The 20544-nt window shown below is 60.2% G+C and carries 15 protein-coding genes and 1 riboswitch; of the genes, 3 read left to right on the top strand and 12 right to left on the bottom strand.

Features of this window, described 5'->3' with window-relative positions; genetic code table 11:
- Positions 1–170: 170 nt before the first annotated feature.
- Together ACAM27_RS02745 and ACAM27_RS02740 are read right to left on the bottom strand one after the other, a co-directional pair.
- Positions 171–1229: a ribonucleotide-diphosphate reductase subunit beta gene (locus tag ACAM27_RS02745; RefSeq protein ID WP_288036442.1), complete on the bottom strand. Its 1059-nt coding sequence runs from the start codon at positions 1227–1229 to the stop codon at positions 171–173.
- Positions 1230–1256: 27 nt separating this feature from the next.
- Positions 1257–4019, bottom strand: coding sequence for a ribonucleoside-diphosphate reductase subunit alpha (locus ACAM27_RS02740; protein WP_369612495.1), 2763 nt, complete (start codon positions 4017–4019; stop codon positions 1257–1259).
- Positions 4020–4149: 130 nt separating this feature from the next.
- A riboswitch (cobalamin riboswitch) is annotated at positions 4150–4347 on the bottom strand.
- Positions 4348–4452: 105 nt separating this feature from the next.
- Here ACAM27_RS02740 and ACAM27_RS02735 point away from each other — a divergent pair.
- Positions 4453–5181 (top strand): DUF3047 domain-containing protein, encoded by a 729-nt coding sequence (locus ACAM27_RS02735; RefSeq protein WP_170155435.1) that lies wholly within the window; start codon positions 4453–4455, stop codon positions 5179–5181.
- A gap of 51 nt (positions 5182–5232) precedes the next feature.
- Here the strand turns inward: ACAM27_RS02735 and ACAM27_RS02730 are convergent, their stop codons facing one another.
- From ACAM27_RS02730 to urtA, 8 genes are all read right to left on the bottom strand, one after another.
- Positions 5233–5586, bottom strand: a complete 354-nt coding sequence (locus tag ACAM27_RS02730; RefSeq protein WP_011787260.1) for a zinc ribbon domain-containing protein — start codon at positions 5584–5586, stop codon at positions 5233–5235.
- 3 nt (positions 5587–5589) lie between these two features.
- Positions 5590–6822 carry a formamidase gene (fmdA, locus tag ACAM27_RS02725; protein ID WP_011787261.1) on the bottom strand — a complete coding sequence of 411 codons (1233 nt, stop codon included), beginning with the start codon at positions 6820–6822 and terminating at the stop codon, positions 5590–5592.
- Positions 6823–7092: 270 nt separating this feature from the next.
- Entirely contained in the window at positions 7093–8139 is a 1047-nt protein-coding gene (locus tag ACAM27_RS02720) for an aliphatic amidase (protein WP_014423120.1), read from the bottom strand.
- 174 nt (positions 8140–8313) lie between these two features.
- On the bottom strand, positions 8314–9003 hold the full coding sequence (gene urtE / locus ACAM27_RS02715) for an urea ABC transporter ATP-binding subunit UrtE (RefSeq protein WP_011787264.1): 690 nt from the start codon (positions 9001–9003) through the stop codon (positions 8314–8316).
- Between the two features lie 2 nt (positions 9004–9005).
- Positions 9006–9764, bottom strand: coding sequence for an urea ABC transporter ATP-binding protein UrtD (gene urtD / locus ACAM27_RS02710; RefSeq protein ID WP_011787265.1), 759 nt, complete (start codon positions 9762–9764; stop codon positions 9006–9008).
- The gene (gene urtC, locus ACAM27_RS02705) at positions 9764–10963 is read right to left on the bottom strand and encodes an urea ABC transporter permease subunit UrtC (protein ID WP_121208004.1); all 1200 of its coding nucleotides are present in this window, start codon (positions 10961–10963) and stop codon (positions 9764–9766) included. Before urtC ends, urtD begins: the two co-directional genes overlap by 1 nt.
- 9 nt (positions 10964–10972) lie before the next feature.
- Entirely contained in the window at positions 10973–11899 is a 927-nt protein-coding gene (urtB, locus tag ACAM27_RS02700) for an urea ABC transporter permease subunit UrtB (protein WP_011787267.1), read from the bottom strand.
- Positions 11900–11979: 80 nt separating this feature from the next.
- Positions 11980–13245: an urea ABC transporter substrate-binding protein gene (gene urtA / locus ACAM27_RS02695; protein WP_011787268.1), complete on the bottom strand. Its 1266-nt coding sequence runs from the start codon at positions 13243–13245 to the stop codon at positions 11980–11982.
- Positions 13246–13546: 301 nt separating this feature from the next.
- On the opposite strand from urtA, the gene ACAM27_RS02690 reads away from it, so the two are divergent.
- Both ACAM27_RS02690 and ACAM27_RS02685 read left to right on the top strand, forming a co-directional pair.
- Entirely contained in the window at positions 13547–16930 is a 3384-nt protein-coding gene (locus tag ACAM27_RS02690; RefSeq protein WP_113879372.1) for an ATP-binding protein, read from the top strand.
- The gene (locus ACAM27_RS02685) at positions 16917–17822 is read left to right on the top strand and encodes a response regulator (protein ID WP_011787270.1); all 906 of its coding nucleotides are present in this window, start codon (positions 16917–16919) and stop codon (positions 17820–17822) included. The genes ACAM27_RS02690 and ACAM27_RS02685 overlap by 14 nt, the downstream gene beginning before the upstream one ends.
- 12 nt (positions 17823–17834) lie before the next feature.
- On the opposite strand, the gene ACAM27_RS02680 is transcribed toward ACAM27_RS02685, so the two are convergent.
- Both ACAM27_RS02680 and nhaB read right to left on the bottom strand, forming a co-directional pair.
- Positions 17835–18647, bottom strand: a complete 813-nt coding sequence (locus ACAM27_RS02680) for a substrate-binding periplasmic protein (protein ID WP_369612494.1) — start codon at positions 18645–18647, stop codon at positions 17835–17837.
- Positions 18648–18750: 103 nt separating this feature from the next.
- Positions 18751–20256, bottom strand: a complete 1506-nt coding sequence (nhaB, locus tag ACAM27_RS02675; protein WP_369612493.1) for a sodium/proton antiporter NhaB — start codon at positions 20254–20256, stop codon at positions 18751–18753.
- Between the last annotated feature and the right edge of the window lie 288 nt (positions 20257–20544).

The following is a 20544-nucleotide window of genomic DNA, read 5'->3' as shown; positions in this document are numbered from 1 at the left end:
ACTGCGGAAGCGAGCAAGTTATGAGTACTTACTCAGGCAACAATCAGGCCTATAGTAAAAAAACACGCTTTATCTGGTCACTTAATATACAGACCAATGCTGTTTCTATTCTGTTTTGTAAAGAACTCTGACAGATACCCACTTCTCAGAGCAGGTATCTGAATGCTCAATTACCACTCCAGCTGCGCGCCGGTCTGATACTCAATCACCCGGGTTTCGAAGAAATTCTTCTCCTTGCGCAGGGTGGCCTGCTCGTCCAGCCAGGGCGACACGTTCTTCGCCCCCGGGAACGGTTCTTCCAGGCCCACGGTACGGGCCCGGCGGTTGGCCACAAAGCGGAACTGTTCGCTGTGGTATTCCGCCGAGTAACCCAGAATCGGGTCCCGCAGCACGTAGTTGGCGTAGGCCATTTCCGCGGCTTCGGATTCGTCCCACATCTCACGCACCGCTTTCGGGTCCAGGGTGATTTTCTCTTCCTCGAGAATCTGGTTCACCACTTTCAGGCCGAAGGAGAAGTGCATGGCTTCGTCCCGCAAGATGTACTGCAACTGTTCACCCGTACCCCGCATCAGGCCCCGGCGCTGCAGGGCGAAGATGGGGCTGAAACCGTTGTAGAACCAGCAGCCTTCGAACACGGCGGCGAAGAACAGGTAGGACATCACGAAGTCCTGCAGTTCGTCCGGGTTGCGCAGGTTCATGTCGGAGCGCATGGCGGCGTCCAGCCGGCGGTTGGCCAGCTGGATTTTGCCGTTGATCTCCGGCACCACGCGGTAGCGGTTGTAGATCTCGCTCTGGTCCAAGTTCAGGGTTTCGATGCAGTGCTGGTAGGTCCAGGTGTGCAGCGCTTCCTCGTACACCTGGCGGGCCTGGTAGATCTGCAGTTCCGGCGCGCTCATCTTCTCCATCACCGCCAGGCCGATATTGCGCATGGCGAGGATGTCGGAGGTGGTCAGGTACGCCAGCACGTTCTCGTACACGTGTTTTTCCGCCGGCGTCAGCCGGTGGTGGTAGTCGTGAACGTCCTGCGCCATGTTCACGTCCAGCGGCGTCCAGTGGTTCTTGTTGGCGTTCATGAAGTACTCCCAGGCCCAGGGGTACTTGAACGGAGCCAACTGGTTGATGTCGGTCTCGCCGTTAATCACCCGCTTGTCATCGACATTCACGGGCGCCGGGCCGCCGGTGGTGGCGGCAGCGGTTTGCGCTTTTGGTTCGTCGTCCCAGTCCAGCATGTGGGTGCCTCCCAAATAAGTAAATGGTTACTGACAAGCTTCGCAGTCGGGATTGTCGATGCTGCACACCTGCGGCTGTGGCGCCGACACCGGCGCGGTCTTCTCGGCGCCAGTGGCTCCCAGAGAGCGCAGGTAGTAGGTGGTTTTGAGGCCACGCTCCCAGGCCAGCTGATACAGGGCATCCAGCTTCTTGCCGCTGGGCTCGGCCATGTACAGGTTCAGGCTCTGGGCCTGGTCCAGCCATTTCTGGCGCCGGGCCGCCGCTTCCACCAGCCAGCGCGGGTCAATCTCGAATGCGGTGGCGTAGCGGGCCTTGAGCTCGGCGGGGATGCGGTCGATCTGCTGCACGCTGCCGTCGAAGTATTTCAGGTCGTTCACCATCACGTTGTCCCACAGGCCTTCGGCCTTGAGATCACGCACCAGCGAGGGGTTCACTACGGTGAACTCGCCGGACAGGTTCGATTTCACGAACAGGTTCTGGTACGCCGGTTCGATGGACTGGGACACGCCCACGATGTTGGAAATGGTCGCGGTCGGGGCAATGGCCATCACGTTGCTGTTGCGCATGCCGTTTTTGGCAATCAGCTCCCGCACCGGGGTCCAGTCGAGGCGGCTGTTGGTATTGAGCGACAGGTCGCCGTCCCGGCGGTTGTCCTTCAGCAGGCCCACCGAATCCATCGGCAGGATGCCCTGGCTCCACAGCGAGCCGTCGTAGGTGTCGTAGGCGCCCCGCTCACCCGCCAGCGTGGCGGAGGCACGCAACGCGAAGTAGCTGAGTTGCTCCATGGCAACATCGGCAAATTCCACCGCTTCCGGGCTGGAGTACGGCAGGCCCAGCTGGTACAGGGCGTCCTGGAAACCCATCAGGCCCAGGCCCACCGGGCGATGCTTCAGATTGGAATTGCGCGCCTGCGGTACCGCGTAGAAGTTAATGTCGATGACGTTATCGAGCATGCGCACGGCGGTGTTCACGGTGCGCTCCAGGCGCGTGACGTCCAGCTCGCCATCCCTGATGTGGGCAGCCAGGTTCACCGAGCCCAGGTTGCACACCGCAATCTCATCGGCGCTGGTGTTCAGGGTGATTTCGGTACACAGGTTGGAGCTGTGCACTACGCCCTGATGCTGCTGCGGGGAGCGCAGGTTGCACGGGTCCTTGAAGGTGATCCAGGGGTGACCGGTCTCGAACAGCACAGTCAGCATCTTGCGCCACAGCTGTTTGGCCGGAATTTTCTTGAACAGCTTGATCTTGCCCTGCTCGGCCAGGGCTTCGTAGTGCTGGTAGCGCTCACGGAAGGCGTTGCCGTACAGGTCGTGCAGATCTGGCACATCGCTGGGGGAGAACAGGGTCCAGTCGCGGTCTTCGCGCATGCGCTCGATCAGCAGATCCGGCACCCAGTTGGCGGTGTTCATGTCGTGGGTACGGCGACGTTCATCGCCGGTGTTCTTGCGCAGTTCCAGGAACTCTTCGATGTCCAGGTGCCAGCTTTCCAGATAAGCACAGACCGCGCCCTTGCGCTTGCCGCCCTGGTTCACCGCCACGGCGGTGTCGTTGACCACCTTCAGGAACGGCACCACGCCCTGGCTCTGGCCATTGGTGCCCTTGATGTGGGAGCCCAGGGCCCGCACCGGGGTCCAGTCGTTGCCCAGACCACCGGCCCATTTGGACAGCAGGGCGTTATCGCGAATGGCCCCGTAAATGCCTTCCAGGTCGTCGCCTACCGTGGTCAGGTAGCAGGACGACAGCTGGGAATGCCGGGTGCCGCTGTTGAACAGGGTGGGCGTGCTGGCCATGTAATCGAAGCTGGACAGCAGCTCATAGAATTCGATGGCGCGGGCGTTGGGGTCGTCCTCACGCAGTGCCAGGCCCATGGCCACCCGCATGAAGAACACCTGTGGCAGTTCCAGGCGGGCCTTGTTCCAGTGCAGGAAGTAACGGTCGTACAGGGTTTGCAGGCCCAGGAAGCCGAACTGGAGATCGCGCTCCGGTTTCAGGGCGTTGCCAAGGCGTTCCAGGTCAAAGGCTGCCAGGGCTTCGTCCAGCAGTTCGTAGCGGATACCGGCGTGAACAAAGGCGCTCAGGGCCTGTGGATAAATCTCTGCCAGCGGAAGACTGCGGGGCAGGTCCAGGGCTTCCGCTGTTTCCAGCCGGAGCTGTTCCAGCAGCAGGCGGGCGGTTACGGCGCTGTAGTCGGGTTCCCGTTCAATGCGGCCCCGGGCGGTCATGATCAGGGCAGACAGGACTTCGGTCTCTTCGATACCGTCGTAAAGGTTGCGCAGGGCGTCTTCCACCAGCGAATCGCCGTTGATGCCGTCCAGGCCTGTGGCGGCCTGTTCCACCTGCTGCTTCATCAGGCCCAGGTCCAGCGGGGCGATGCTGCCATCGGCTTTTTTCACGGTCAGGTGCGGGTGCGCTTCCACCGGCTCGTCCACGGCGCGCTGGCGGGCGTGTTCTTCACGGTACAGCACGTAGGCCCGGGCCACTTTCTGCTCTTCGGCCCGCATCAGGGCCAGTTCCACCTGGTCCTGGATGTCTTCGATGTGCACCTTGCCACCGGCCTTGAGGCGGCGGCTGATGGCCTGCACTACCTGTTCGGTAACCCGGTGCACGGCGTCGTTGATGCGGGCGGAACCGGCTGCCTGGTCCCCTTCCACCGCCAGGAAGGCTTTGGTCACCGCGACACTGATCTTGGCCGGGTTGAAACTCACCAGGGTGCCGTTTCGTTTGATAACTTGCAGGGATTGGGTATCGGTCGCGGGGGCCGGGGGTTCGGCAATGGCAGTGGCTGTCATGGTGCTCTCCTGAATTCGCGTTGGTTCCGTTTCACCCTCGCGAACGCAGTGGCACACCTTGCCCCGAATACGGGCAGGCCTGACCAATCTGCTCACCCTTGAATCGCGAAGGTGCAGTCCAGAAACCCATGGGGGGCTTCTGATCCCTGGCAGGTCTTCGGACTCAGGGGCACGAATCGTTTGATTCCGCCTTGCGTGGCGACTTCCCGGCTTGCGCCAGTGTCATCTTGCCACGCTCGTTCCCCAATACCGCTGCGCGTCAGTTCCGGATTCTCACCGGATTCCCGACTACCCTGTGATCAAGATGATCAGAGTTTGATCACAATATATGGTAGTTAACCAAGGACCCGGTCACTATATAGGGCCGAATACGCCAAGACAAGGCACTTTTTGCAACAGAGCCTGTCCATCTCCAGACCACCGGATTTGAGGAATGAATGTGAGAATTTCGCTGCTTTTGGCCAGTACCCTGACGCTCGGTCTCGCCGCCAGTCCGGTGTGGGCAGACACAGACCGGCTAACCCGGTTCTCCACCATGACCTCACTGGAGGACGGCTGGGAACCTCTGACCTTTCCGAACATCGAGACGCACACCCGCTACACCCTGGACACGGACGACGGCCAGCAGGTGGTCCGTGCCGACGCAGACGCCAGCGCTTCCGGGCTGATTGCCCGTGTTGAGCTGGTGCCCGGCGACTCGCTCACGCTGTCATGGCGCTGGAAGGTGTCGAACATCTACGAAGCCGGCAACGCCCGCGAAAAGTCCGGTGATGACTACCCTGCCCGCATCTACGTCGCCTTTGAGTTTCAGCCGGACAAGGCCGGCTTTTTTGAACGGGCCAAGCGCAAGACCGTGGAAGTGCTGTTCGGCGAGACCCTGCCCGGCAACGCCCTGAACTACATCTGGGCCAATCAGCTACCAGAGCAGAGCATGGTCGCCAACGCCTACACCGACAAAACCATGATGATTGCTGTCAACTCCGGGCCGTCGCGGGTGGGCGAATGGGTGACCGTTACCCGGGACCTGGTGGCAGATTACCGGCAGGCCTTCGGCGAAGAACCGCCCGCCATTGTGGGCGTGGCCATCATGACCGACGCCGACAACACCGGCGAGCAGGCCACGGCCTGGTATGGCGACCTCACCCTGGAGCAAAACCGCTGATCGGCCATAAAAAAAGGCCCCTCAAGGGGGCCAAACACGTGAAAGCAATGGTCAGTGGCTGATCATCCAGGGCCGCATGGACGGGAACATCTTCTTGCCGTCGGCGGTGTAGAACAGCATGTGTTTACCGTCCGACTTTTTCTTGCAGCCACAACTCTTGCGGTGCTCGGCGTCCCGGGCCCGCTGGTCGGCGGTGGAGATGATGGGCTCATGGCTCGCCTTTTCATTCCGCGCCTCCGCGTTGCGGCGGGCCGGGTCCATGGCCAGGAGCTCCGGCGGCAGCACAATCACCCGGGGTGACAGCGCCTTGCAGGTGGGGCAATGGGCCGGATTACCGGCTTCGGCCATGGCGCCCAGTTCCTGGAACAGCCCGTGTTCCCGGCATTTGTAGTCGTACAGTGGCATGGCTTACTCCTTGTCCGGTGAAAGGGGTACGTCGGTGCCCGGCGTGACCTTCCTGGTCGGTCCTTCCGCCGTGGGGTTGATGTCGAAGTCGAAGATTTCGGTCGGCAACCACAGGGTGGCGCAGGCGTTGGGCACATCCACCACGCCACTGATGTGGCCTTCCACCGGCGCACAACCAAGCAACGCGTAACCCTGAGCCGGGGTGTAACCGAACTTGGTCAGGTAGTTGATGGCGTTGAGGCAGGCCTGGCGGTAGGCCACGTGCACGTCCAGGTAGTGCTGCTGGCCCTCTTCATCCACCGAGATGCCCTCGAAGATCACATAGTCCTCGTAGCGCGGCTTGATGCTGCTGGGTTTGAAGACCGGGTTCTTGATGCCGTATTTGGCCATACCGTCCTTGATCAGGTTCACCCGCAGGTGAATCCAGCCGGCCATTTCGATGGCGCCGCAGAAGGTGATCTCGCCGTCGCCCTGGCTGAAGTGCAGGTCGCCCACCGACAGGCCTGCCCCCTTCACATAGACCGGGAAATACACCTTGGAACCACGGGACAAGTCCTTGATGTCACAGTTACCACCGTGTTCCCGGGGCGGTACGGTGCGGGCGGCTTCCAGCGCCGCCTCTTTGGCGGCATCCCCCGCCAGCTTGCCCAGGTGGGCGGTGTCGGCGTAGGGCAGGTTCGCGAGGCCCGGCACCCGATCCGGCTCGGTGTCGTACAGTTCTTTCTCGCGCTTGTTCCACTCCGCCAGCATTTCCTTCGACGGCAGGCAGCCGATCAGGCCCGGGTGGATCATGCCGGCGAATTCAACGTTGGGGATGTGGCGGGATTTGGTGAACATGCCGTTGAAGTCCCAGATGGATTTCTGGGCTTCCGGAAAGTGCTCGGTCAGAAAGCCGCCGCCGTTCTTCTTGGAGAAGAAACCGTTGAAACCCCACTGGCTGTCCTTGAAAGCACCGATGTCGAGGATGTCCACTTCCAGCAGGTCGCCGGGTTCTGCGCCCTCCACGCCCACCGGGCCAGACAGGAAGTGAACCTGGGTCAGATCCACGTCGCGCACGTCGTCTGCGCTGTCGTTGTTCTTGATCTGGCCACCGGTCCAGTCGTAACACTCGAGGATGAAATCGTCCCCGGGCTTGACCGTCGCCGCCATGGGAATGTCCGGATGCCAGCGGTTGTGGATATTCTCGTTCTCGTACGCGGATTTGCTCAAATCGATCTTGATGAGTGTTTCGGCCATAGCGGTCGCTCCTTGGTTCTTGGCGTTCGGCGTCTAAGCTTGGGAACGCAGTGCCCGACGGCGCCTGCGCTGACCGTTTCACTATCCGCGATACGCCACCGGCGCGGTATTCGCGAATTGCCCCCGGCACCTACGTCATTCGACGTATTGGCGCACCACTATCTCCTGCCCCTTGAGCTCGGCCAGAAACAAGAGAACCGCCAGTTGGCGGTTCTCTTCACTGATATTGGTTTTCACCCCAACCGGCATGGATTCTATCGACTCACAGGCTCAGGCCCCTGCAGTTTTTTCCTTGCCATCGAACGGCAGTTCACCCACCGGGCATTCCGCCGTGCCCACGGTTTTTCGGGTCATGGCCTCGACGTTTTCCTGGGCTTTCTGGGCATCCATCACCCAGGTGCGATAGAATTCGAACGGGCAATCGGCCACGCCCTTGTCGCCGTCACCGGAGTTGTGGACGCCGGTGTAGCCCCGGTGCAGCAGCTTGAACAGGTGGTTCTGGGACTGGTCGTTGGCGCGGGCGTCACGGATCTGGCTGACAGACAGCTGGGCGTACTGAACCCCCATGTCCTCCTCGCCACATTCACCCAGGGTACGACCATCAAAGCCGATGATGGCGGAGTGCCCGAAGTACGAATACACCCCGTCAAAGCCGGAGGCATTAGCCACCGCCACGTAACAGTTGTTGGCCCAGGCCATGCTCTTGGCCATCATGATCTGCTGTTCCTTGGCCGGATACATGTAACCCTGGCACCGCACAATCAGCTCCGCCCCCTTCATGGCGCAGTCGCGCCAGATCTCCGGGTAGTTGCCGTCGTCACAGATGATCAGACTGATCTTCATCCCCTTCGGCCCCTCGGTCACATAGGTGGTGTCGCCGGGGTACCAGCCCTCAATCGGGCACCAGGGAATGCACTTGCGGTATTTCTGGACAATCTCACCCTCATTGTTGATCAGCACCAGGGTGTTGTAAGGCGCCTTGTTGGGATGATCTTCATGGCGCTCGCCGGTGAGCGAAAACACCCCCCAGGTATTCGCCTCCCGGCAGGCCGCCGAGAAAATCGCTGTCTCATCTCCGGGAATGGTGGCGGCGGTCTCCATCATCTCGTCGTTGTCGTACATGATCCCCATGGTGCTGTATTCCGGAAACACCACCAAATCCATCCCTGGCAGCCCCACCTTCATACCCTTGATCATGTCTGCAATCTTGCGGGCGTTGTCCAGCACCTCGGCTTTGGTATGCAGCCGGGGCATCTTGTAGTTCACCACCGCCACGCCGACGGTATCGTTACTGCTGGAAATATCACCGTGTCTCATACTTCTTACTCCAAGGTTCTTTGCAGGTTATCTCTGAAGTTCGGGCCGATGGGGCGGGGACAACCTTCCGAAACCGTATGCGCCAGGGATGGCGCATCCGAGCCTACAGGGACGTATTCACGGCGTGTTTCGGAAGGTTGTCCCCGCCTCAGCGGCTTGCACCAAACCCCATAATCAAACGGCCAGATAACTGGCAATCTTGTCCTGATCCGCCTCTTCCCGAAGCTCCTCGTGCACAATCTCCCCCTTCTCGATCACCAGAATCCGGTCCGCCGCATCCATCACAAAGCTCAACACCTGCTCCGACACCACAATCGACAACCCCCGCTCATCGCGAATGCGCCGGAGGGTCTTGGCAATGTCCTTGATGATGTTGGGCTGGATGCCCTCGGTCGGCTCATCGAGCAGAAGCACCTTGGGCCGGGTCGCCAGGGCCCGGGCGATGGCCAGCTGTTGCTGCTGCCCGCCGGAAAGGTTGCCGCCCCGGCGGTGCTGCATTTCCTTCAGCACCGGAAACAGCTCATAAAGGTCTTCCGGAATTTTCTTCTCGCCCACCGCAGCCAGACCGGTCTCGATGTTTTCCTTCACCGTCAGGGTCGGGAAAATCATCCGCCCCTGCGGCACAAACCCGATGCCGGCCCTCACCCGCTGGAAGCTCTTCAGGTTCGACAGGTCCGTGCCATCCAGCGTGACCTGGCCACCGCGGCTCGGGGTCATACCCACCAGGGATTTCATCAGGGTGGTTTTACCCATACCGTTGCGGCCAACCACCGCCACGATTTCCTGCTTGCCCACCTCCAGGTTCAGGTCCTGGATAATGCTGCTCTGGCCATAGGCCACCGAATGTTGTTTGACGCTCAGCATGATCAATGCCCCAGGTAGACTTCGATGACTTTCGGGTCCGACTTCACGTGCTCGATGGACCCCTCAGACAGAACCTTGCCCTGGTGCATCACCGTGACCCGGTCTGCGATATCCCCGACAAACTGCATGTCGTGCTCGATCACCAGCACCGTGTGGTCTTTGGTAATGCGCCGCAGCAGTTCAGCGGTTTTCTTGCGCTCGGCCACCGACATGCCGGCCACCGGTTCATCCAGCATCAACAGGTCCGGCTTCTGGATCAGCAGCATGCCAATCTCCAGCCACTGTTTCTGGCCGTGACTGAGCAGCGACGCCGGCTGGTCCAGGGCATCTTTCAGGAAGATGGTCTCGGCCACGTCTTCCACCGCAGCCACCACCTCAGCCGAGCGTTTGAAGGCCAGCGCCCCCATCACGCTGTGGCCCTGTGGATAAGACACCTCCAGGTTCTCGAACACCGTCAGGTCCTCGAACACCGACGGGGTCTGGAACTTGCGACCAACGCCGGAATGCACAATCTGGTGCTCCTTGAGTCTGGTCAGCTCCTTGCCATCAAACTTGATGGAACCCGAGGTCGCCTTGGTCTTGCCGCAAATCAGGTCCAGTACCGTGGTTTTGCCGGCCCCGTTGGGGCCGATGATGACCCGGATCTCTTTCGGGTCCAGGTAGAACGAGAGATCATCCACCGCCTTGAAGCCATCGAATGAGACGGTCAGGCCCTCGACTGCGAGCAGGAAGTCCTTGCTCTGTGCTTTGGCTGCGTTCATCAGGATTTCTCCGGGCTGTATTGATCCAGCATCGGGTCGTAATCACGGCCCTCATCTTGGCGGGCAGCAGGCGCTGGCTTCGCCGGGGCGCTCACCGCTGCTTTCGGCTTGCGCTTGAACAGGCGGTCTTCCAGGGGCATCACGTAGGTCTGGTACAGGCCGGCCAGGCCATTCGGGAAAGCCAGCACCACACCGATGAACAACGCGCCCATGGCGAACGGCCACAATTCCGGGAAGGATTCGGAGAAGCCGCTCTTGGCGGCATTCACCAGCAACGCGCCGTAGACTGCGCCCAGAATCGACAGGCGACCCCCGAGGGCGCAGAAGATGACCATTTCAATGGAGGCAACGATGCCGATGAACGAGGGCGACATGAAGCCGACAATCAGGGTGAACAGCGCGCCGCCAATGCCCGCAAAGGCGGCGGCCAGGCAGAACACGAAGATCTTGAACGCGGCCACGTCATAGCCGGAGAAACGTACCCGGTTTTCCTGGGCGTTCATGGCGACCAGGATGCGACCGAGCTTGCGGTTCTGGACGAACCGGGCCACGAACAGGCACACGAACAGCAGGCCCACGCACACGAAGTACAGGATGGTTTTGGCCTCGTCGGTGCGGATGTCCCAGCCCATCAGGGTCTGCAGATCGGTAATGCCGTTGACACCCCCGGTGTAGCCCTGCTGACCAATAATCAGAATGGTCAGGATGGCGGCGATGGCCTGGGTGATGATGGCGAAGTAGACGCCCCCCACCCGGCGGGTAAACATCGCAAAACCGATGATGAATGCCAGCAGCACCGGCACACCGACGATCGCCAGCAGGGTGAACGAGAAGCTGTGGAACGGTTCCCAGAACCACGGCAGCTCGGTCAGCTGGTTCCAGTCCATGAAGTCCGGGATACCCGGGGTGGACTGGATGGCCGTGGCCTCCGGCGTGGAAGCCTCCAGCTTCAGGAACATGGCCATGCAGTAGCCGCCCAGGCCGAAGAACACGCCCTGGCCCAGGCTGAGGATGCCGGCTTTGCCCCAGCACATCACCAGGCCGATGGCCACGAAGGCGTAGGTGAGGTATTTACCCACCATGTTCAGGCGGAACGGGTCCAGCGCCAGCGGCAGGATGACAACCAGCAGCAACGCCAGTGCCAGATAGTAGAGTCCCTCTCGGGAGGCAAACCATTTCAAAGGGGAAGTGTTTTTCATGACAGTCTCCTAGCGACGGACCTTGAGCGCCATCAGGCCTTCCGGGCGCAGCATCAGGATGCCAACGACCACCAGCAGGGTGAGGACTTTGGCCATGGAACCACTGAGGAAGAACTCCATCGTGGACTGGGCCTGGGAAATACCGAAGGCAGAGACAATGGTGCCAATCAGACTCTGGGCACCGCCGAACACCACCACCAGGAAGGTATCGACAATGTAGGCCTGGCCGGAGGACGGGCCCGTGGAGCCGATCATGGTGAAGGCCGCACCGGCGATACCGGCAATGCCACAGCCCAGGGCGAAGGTCATACGGTCAACCCCGGCACTGTTGATACCCACGGCTTCGGCCATCGGGCGGTTCTGCACCACGGCACGAACCTTCTTGCCCCAGCCGGAGCGGTACATCAGCAGGTAAACCCCCAGGGCGATGGACAGGGCAATGATCATCACGAACAGGCCGTTGATGGGCAGTTCCACCAGATCGGTAACCTGGATGGCGCCCATCATCCACTCCGGCAGTTCCACACCCACTTCCCGGGCCCCGAAGATGGAGCGGTAGGTTTGCTGCATGATCAGGCTCAGGCCCCAGGTGGCCAGCAGAGTGTCGAGTGGCCGCCGGTAAAGGTGCCGGATCATGGCCCATTCGATAAAGGCCCCGAGGGCGGCACAGATGAGAAACGCAATAATGATGGCGACGAAGAAGTATCCGCCAAACAGACCGGGCAGGACCGACTGGAAAAACCCGGAGACAAGGTAGGTGGTGTAGGCGCCGAGGATCATGAATTCCCCGTGGGCCATATTGATCACCCCCATCTGACCAAAAATGATCGCCAGGCCCAGTGCCATCAGTACGAATACCGAGAACAGGGACAGCCCGGCAAAGCCCTGCATGGCAAAAATCGACATCAATTCGCTGGTGGTGTATCCGTCAAACATGACCCTTACTCCCGTCGCTTAAGAACACGTGCTTGCGTCCGAGCCGGACGCCGGTGCCCGAAGGCACCGGCCACGGCTGCTTACTGGTAACCTTCCGGGAACGGATCGGGTTCCATCAGCTCGTCGGTTTCATAAACCACTTCATACTGGCCATCGGTTTTGGCGCGGCCGATGCGGGTCTTGGACCAGAGGTGATGGTTTTCGTGGATGCGGACATAGCCTTCCGGTGCCTTGGTAAATTCGATGCCGGGTGAGGCCTCACGAATCTTGTCGATGTCGAAGGAGCCGGCTTTTTCCACCGCCATCTTCCACAGCCACGGGCCGAGATAGGCCGCCTGGGTCACATCGCCAATCACCATGTCGTCACCCCAGGCTTCCTTGAAGGCGGCCACGAATTCTTCGTTGTTGGGGTTATCCAGGCTCTGGAAATACTTCATGGAGGCGTAGATACCTTCCACGTTCTCGCCGCCGATACCGCGGATTTCATCCTCGGTGACGGAGATGGTCAGCAGCAGCGGCTTCTCGTCGGTGAAATCGACACCGGCGGCTTTCATCTGCTTGTAGAAGGCCACGTTGGAACCACCGACCACCGACGCAAAGATCACGTCCGGCTTCTTGAGCTTGATCTTGTTGATCACGGAGTTGAACTGGGTGTGGCCCAGCGGGTAGTACTCCTCGCCCACCACTTTCAGGCCCAGTTTGTCGATGTGCTTGCGGGCAATTTTGTTGGAGGTACGGGGCCAGATGTAATCCGAGCCCAGCAGGTAGAAGGTTTTGGCGCCTTTCTCTTTCACCGCCCAGTCGATACCCGCCAGAATCTGCTGGGTGGCTTCCTGGCCGGTGTAGATCACGTTGGGTGACTGCTCCAGACCCTCGTAGAAGGTCGGGTAGTACAGCATACCGTTGTACTGCTCGATGACCGGCAGAATGGCTTTACGGGAAGCCGAGGTCCAGGCACCGAAGATGGCCGCGACGTTGTCCTGGCGAAGCAGCTTGCGGGATTTCTCCGCGAAGGTGGGCCAGTCACTGGCGCCGTCTTCCTGGACAAACTCGATCTGCCGGCCAAGGACACCACCGGACTCGTTGATCTGTTCAATGGCGAGCTTCTCGGCCTGCACCGAACCAATCTCACTGATGGCCATGGTGCCGGTGATGGAGTGCAGGATACCGACCTTGACGGTGTCGTCAGTGACCGCCAGTCCGGTGGTGTTTACCTCATCGGTTGCCGGCGTGGCCGCCTGGGCCGACGTGGCCAGCATGATGGATGCGGCCAGGGTGGCCAGGCTCTTTCGCAGCCCTTTGCTCTTGTGACTCCGCCCTCCGGCGGCAATGGTTGTGGTTCCCATGGTCATTCCTCGCAGTGGTTGAAAGCCGGTACCGTGCTCCGCTCCGGAAGCACAGTGCCCACGTCAATCATTCTGCTCAGGGCTGTCATGGGTGCCCATTCGGCATTCACCCCAGCGTGGTACGTCATTTGACGCATACCCGTGCCAGGTCAGACAGGTTACAACCGCAGGCAACCCCAAGACGCACATCCGTTGCACCGGTTTATGGCACGGTTCTTGTTCCAGCTTTCTGATCCGGTGCGTGACGGCAGCAAACGCGCACCAATTCAGGGCGGCCCGGCGGGCCAGGAGCAGGGCGGGAATGGCAGTAAAACAGAATATTTTTCGGGTCCGGCGCAGCTATAACCAATGGGTGGCCAACCAGACCCTGGAAGACTACGCCCTGCGCTTTACCGCCAAAAGTGCACGCCGGTGGTCGGCTGCGCGCGTCAGCCATACTGCGCTGGGGGCCATCTCGTTCCTGGCCATGGAGGCCATCGGCGGCTCCATTACCCTGCACTATGGTTTCGACAACGCCGTCGCGGCGATCCTCGCGGTCAGCCTGGTGATTTTCCTGACCGCGATCCCGATCAGCTACTACGCCGCCCGCTACGGGGTGGACATCGACCTGCTGACCCGGGGCGCCGGCTTCGGCTACATCGGCTCGACCATCACCTCGCTGATCTACGCCTCCTTTACCTTCATCTTCTTCGCCATTGAGGCCGCCATCATGGCGATGGCGCTGGAAATGCTGTTTGCCATTCCCCTGGTACTGGGTTACCTGATCTGCGCCGTGGTGATCATTCCTCTGGTCACCCACGGCATCACCACCATCAGCCGCTTTCAGGTGTGGACCCAGCCCCTGTTTATCCTGCTGCAGCTGGCGCCTTTCGTTTTCATCATCTACGCAGATGCCTCCTCCATCACCGACTGGACGCAGTTCCAGGGCGTGGGCCTGCCCGCCGACAATGGCTTTGACCTGCTGCTGTTCGGGGCGGCCGCCGCGGTGGTGTTCTCCCTGATTGCCCAGATTGGCGAACAGGTGGATTTCCTGCGCTTCATTCCCGAGCCCACCAACGCCCCGGAACGGCGCCGTTGGTGGGTGGCGGTGATGGCCGGCGGCCCCGGCTGGATTGTCATCGGCATGGTAAAAATTCTGGCCGGCTCCTTTCTGGCCGTGCTTGCACTGAATCAGGGCATTTCCGCGACAGAAGCGGCCGACCCAACCCAGATGTATCTGGTGGCGTTCAACTACATCACCCATTCCCCCGAGCTCTCGCTGGCGATGGCCGGCATCTTCGTGATTCTGTGTCAGATCAAGATCAACGTGACCAATGCCTACGCCGGCTCCATTGCCTGGTCCAATTTCTTCTCCCGATTGACCCACAGCCACCCTGGCCGGGTGGTCTGGCTGGTGTTCAATGTCGCCATTGCCCTGCTGGTGATGGAACTTGGCGTGTATCGGGCACTGGAAGAGACCCTGGGGTTCTACGGCATTGTCGCCATTGCCTGGGTGGGTGCCCTGGTGGCAGACCTGGTGATCAACAAACCCCTGGGTCTGAGCCCCGCGCATATCGAATTCAAACGGGCGCACCTGTACGACATCAATCCGGTGGGCGTGGGCGCCATGATCACCGCCTCGGTGGTGGGAATCACCTGCCACACCGGGGTACTGGGTGACTACGCCCAGGCCCTGTCCCATTTCATTGCCCTGGCGGTAGCACTGGTCACCGCGCCCCTGATTGCCTGGAAGACCGGCGGGCGTTTCTACACCGCCCGCCCGTTTGTGCCCCTGGCCACCGATCACCAACTGGTGGGGTGCAGCATCTGCGAACACCGCTTCGAGCCGGAAGATGTCACCCACTGCCCCGCCTACGATGGAGCCATCTGCTCGCTGTGCTGTTCGCTGGACGCCCGCTGTGAGGACGCCTGCAAACCGGGCGCCGGCTACCAGGAGCAGATGCAGCAGTTTCTCGGGCGGTTCCTTCCGGCGCCACTGCTGTCGGCACTGCGCTCCCGGCTCGGGCATTTCCTGTCGCTGCTGGTGGTCATCAACGGGTTTTCCGCACTGCTGCTGTCGCTGATCTACTTCAAAACCCCGGTGGCTTCGCTTGCCGAGGCTACGCTGCTGTCTGTCACCCTGTGGAAAGTGTTCTTCATTCTGGTGATTGTCACCGGGGTGATCTGCTGGCTGTTTGTACTGGCCCATGAAAGCCGGGTAGTGGCGGAGGAGGAATCCCGGCGCCAGACCCGCTTGCTGACCGAGGAAATTGTCGCCCACGAACGCACCGACCAGGCCCTGCAGCAGGCCAAGGAGCAGGCCGAGGCCGCCAACGGCGCCAAAAGCCGGTATCTGACCGGAATCAGCCACGAGTTACGCTCGCCCCTGAACGCCATCCTCGGTTACGCCCAGCTCATGGAGAACGACGACTCGGTACCGCCTCATCGCAAGGAAGCCCTGGGGGTCATTCGCCGCAGCGGCGAATACCTGGCGGATCTGATTGAAGGGTTGCTGGATATCTCAAAAATTGAGGCGGGCCGGCTGGATCTGCACCGTGACCAGGTGCGCATCGGGTTGCTGATGGAGCAGTTGGTCACCATGTTCCGGCTTCAGGCCGAAGAAAAGGGCCTGGCGTTCGACTACCACTGCCCTCACCCTCTGCCAGAACTGGTGACCACCGATGAAAAACGCCTGCGCCAGATACTGATCAATCTGTTGTCGAACGCCATCAAATACACCGACCAGGGCAGCGTGTCACTGACCCTCCGCTACCGCAGCCAGGTGGCGGAATTCACCGTGCGTGATACCGGCGAGGGCATTGCCGCAGAAAACATCGAACGCATCTTCCGGCCGTTTGAGCGTATCCGCAATCCCGGCCAGAGCCGCACCGGAACCGGCCTGGGCCTGACCATCACCCGACTGCTGACGGAAATCATGGGCGGCGACATCTCGGTGGAGAGCGAACCTGGCGAGGGCAGCGTGTTCAAGGTCAGCCTGATGCTGTCGAGCCTGCATTCCGCCAGTCCACGCTCGATCTCGACGCCAGCCCGCAGGATCTACGGCTACCATGGCGCCCGCCGGAAAATCCTGCTGGTGGATGACGACGACTCCCATCGTCAGGTGATCCGGGCCATGCTGTCGCCACTTGGCTTTGAAATCAGCGACACCGGCAATGCCATGACCGTTCCGGAACGAGTGGAACAGGAGCGCCCCAACCTGATTCTGCTCGATGTGTCGATGCCCGGGAAAAGCGGCTGGGAGGTGCTGGCCGAGCTCAGGGAAATGAAATACAACCTGCCCGTGGTGATGGTCTCTGCCGACGCCAACGAGGGCCACCATAGCGCCGAGGCACCGCGCCTGCACGACGGTTACATCATCAAACCGGTGCGACTGAACCTGCTGCTGGACACCATTGGCCGGGTCATGGGCCTGGACTGGCGCTTCGAGAAAAGCCCGGAGCCCCTGGCCGCGCTACCGCTGCCAGCCAGCGGCGCGCTTGAACTGCCCGCCCGGGAGCACTGCGAGGCGCTGGCAGACCTGGCCAGAATCGGCCATCGCAAGGGCCTGCTGGAGGCACTGCACAGCTTGCAGTATGCCGGAGACGCCAGTGACGCCTTCGTTCAGGAGATCACCAAATTCACCAACGATTTCCAGTTCGAGAAGATTCTCGAACTTCTTGAGGTAACCGAACATGAAGCATCCTGATGACCGCAAAACCGTGGTACTGGTCGTCGACGACGCCATCGATTCCATCCGCATGATCAATGATGCACTGGAAGAAGCAGGCATGACCGTGCTGGTGGCGCTGGAAGGTAATCAGGCCCTGACCATCAGCCAGAACATCACCCCCGACGTGGTGCTGATGGATGCGCTGATGCCGAACATGGATGGCTTCGAGACATGTCGGCGCCTCAAGGAAAACCCCGCCTTCGCGGACATTCCGATCATTTTCATGACCGGCCTGAGCGATACCGAACATGTGGTTATGGGCCTGAATGCCGGCGGCGTGGACTATGTCACCAAGCCCATCGACACCACCGAGTTACTGGCCCGCATGGCGGTGCACCTGGCCAACGCCAGAATGACCCGCAGCGCCCGTTGCGCGCTCGATACCGCCGGTCAGAACCTGTTTGCGGTCGACCGCGAGGGCAATCTGCTGTGGGGTACCCCGCAAGTATGCCGTTGCCTGCCGCCGCCGGATCACGAGGATTTTCAGGGAGTACGGGAACAACTTGAGGACTGGCTGGGCCACCGGCCGGATCCCGGCCACAGTCTGCCCATCCGGTTACTGGACACGCCCCGCTCCATTGAATATCTGGCCCTGGTGGATGGCCAGGAGTACCTGTTGCGTCTGAAAACACCCCAGAACCAGAACAGCGCCTCAGCGGCGCTGCGGGAACGTTTTGATCTTACCCTGCGGGAGTCGGATGTCCTGCTGTGGATCGCCAATGGCAAGACCAACCGGGAAATCGGACAGATTCTGGAGATGAGCCCCCGCACCGTGAACAAACACCTGGAGCAGGTGTTCCGGAAGATGAATGTGGAAAACCGGACGGCGGCAGCGGCCAATGCCATTCGGGTGCTGGCAACGCTTTAAAGCCTGCCGGTGTTACCGGTACTGCTCCGGGAATCCTGGCACCACGTAGGTTTTCTGAAACCGTCGCACCGGCGGTACTTCGCCCTTTTCGGCCAGGCGCAGGTAAGCGTCGTCAAAGGCCTCACGCAGAATGGCCGCACGCGGATTGGCCAGGGAAAACAGCCAGGCGCCATTGCGGCTGCGCATTTCCGATTCGCGAATCTCGTTATCTTCGTTCCGGCTCAGGGTTTGCTGAACCGGTTGCCGGTAGTCCAGCAGGTAATCGCCGCGATGACGCTTGAGCATGTTGAGCCCGGAGCGATGGTTCGGTGCTTCGGTAATCTGGATATCAGGTTGGGAGGCCAGCCAGTCTCTGAGGCCAGCATAGGTATAGCCGCCGATCAGAATCACGGTTTTGTTGCGCAGGCGATCCATATGATCCACCGGCGGCACGCCTTCCAGATACCAGGCACTGAGTTCCACTGGAATCGGGCTGATCCAGCTCTCCAGAACATCGTCTTTCAGTGCAGGAATGTCGGTCATACCCATCCACAGATCGATGGTGCCATTGGTCAGATAAAGGTACGTACGTGCGACGGGCAGGTAGATGAATTCCAGTTGGTAACCCGCCTCTGCCGCCACCTTGCGGGTGATATCCACAAATTCTCCCGCGGGTTCTCCCTGTTCGTCTCGATAGCTGATGGGCGGGAACTCAACATAGGCAACGCGGACGGTTAAACCAGCCTCAACCGGCGCTTCTGAGGCGTTCAACGGTGAATGAAACAGGCTCACCCCGATGAAGACCAAGGCCACAAACGCCAGGGAAAGTCGGGACAAACACCACATAGATTGTTGGCAACTGCGCATGAATACCGCTTTTCGTTAGCTGTTTACCTGAAGGTTAACAGATACACCCAAAACTGTGCGGTGAAATATGCAAAACCATGACTCAGAACGCGTGGGTGACCATGTACAGACCGACGCCCCCCATCACGATGGTGTAAGGCAACGCCATGATCACCATGCGCCCGTAGGACAAACGCACCAGAGGTGCAATGGCTGAGGTCAGCAGGAACAGAAACGCCGCTTGGCCATTGGGTGTAGCTACGCTCGGCAGGTTGGTACCGGTATTGATGGCTACGGCCAGGGTCTGGAAGTGCTCGTAACTGATGCTGCCGGCGTCCAGCGCCTGTTTCACTTCGCTGATGTAGACGGTCGCCACAAACACATTGTCGCTGATCATCGACAACAGTCCGTTGGCAATGAAGAACATGCCCGGCTGCTGGCCTTCGGGCAGCGCCAGTACGTAATCAATGATCGGTTTGAACAGGTGCTGTTCGTGAATCACGGCTACCACGGCGAAAAACACCACCAGCAATGAGGTAAAGGGCAGGGATTCCTGGAACGCCTTGCCAATCTGGTGTTCGTCCGTCACGCCGGTAAACGAGGTAATAAGGATAATCACCAGCAGGCCAATCAATCCTACTTCGGCAATGTGGAACGCCAGGCCAAACACCAGAATGACCGCTGCCACCGCCTGAATCCAGAGCGCCGCCTGATCGGACTTGGTGCGCCGGGCCTTTTCATTGTCAGCGAACTCTTCCAATACCCTTCGCACCGGCTTGGGCAAGCGGCCGCCGTATCCGAACCAGCGCAGCTTTTCCAGCGCCCAGCAGGTAAACAGGCCGGCGAACAGAACCGGAATACTCACCGGTGCCATGTGCAGGAAAAAGCCGGCGAAATCCCAGCCCACCACCTTGGCAATCAGCAGGTTCTGGGGTTCACCCACCATGGTGGCGACGCCGCCCAGAGCGGTACCGATCGCCCCGTGCATCAGCAGGCTGCGGAGAAAGGCACGGAAGTTTTCCAGATCTTCCCGGTGCAGCTCAATCACTTCGTCGTCGCTGTTGGTGTTGTGGTCTTTCTGCTGGTAACCCTTGCCGGATGCCACCTTGTGATAGACCGAGAAGAAACCTACCGCAACGCTGATGATGACGGCGGTGACGGTCAGGGCATCGAGAAACGCTGACAACACTGCCGCAGCGCTACAGAACAACAGAGACAACGCCGACTTGGACCGCACCCCCACCAGAATCTGGGTGAAGGTCACCAGCAGCAGCTCTTTCATGAAGTAAATACCCGCCACCATGAACATCAGCAGCAGGATGACCGGGAAATTGGTCAGAACCTCATGGTACACCGCATCCGCGGACGTCAGCCCGATCAGCAGGGCCTCCACCGCCAGCAAGCCCCCCGGGAGCAGTGGGTAGCATTTCAGCGCCATTGCCAGGGTAAAAATGAACTCGCCGATCAGCAGCCAGCCTGCAACGCCAGGCCCAAGCACGTACATCACGACAGGATTGGCAATCAGGAATAGCAGAATGACCTGCTTGTACCAGACGGGTGCCTTGCCAAGAAAATTATGGGTGAAGCCAGCAATTACGGTGTTGGGCATTACACAATTCTTCTGAAGATGACTGCCGGAGAAGTATGCGGCATGAAGCCGTTATCTTCCTTGATATTTGTGCCCGGGGTAATGGCCCGAAGGTGGTAGAAAGGCCCACATTCAGGTGTAGGCGGGGCGTACCCCTGGCAGGGCGCCTAGTTTACCGGGAATTGGTCAACGACGCGAGTTATCCAGCGGCGGCCCTCCGCCTTTGCCAGCAACCTTGCGGGAAGCAAGTATTCACCAACAATTTGATAAAGATCATCCCAAAGAACTATATGTCGCCAAGTTACACAC

Source organism: Marinobacter sp. RI1, from assembly GCF_041155085.1.
GTDB lineage: Bacteria > Pseudomonadota > Gammaproteobacteria > Pseudomonadales > Oleiphilaceae > Marinobacter > Marinobacter nauticus.
Note: the sequence above shows the minus strand (reverse complement) of the source record. Positions and strands in the feature narration are given on the sequence as shown.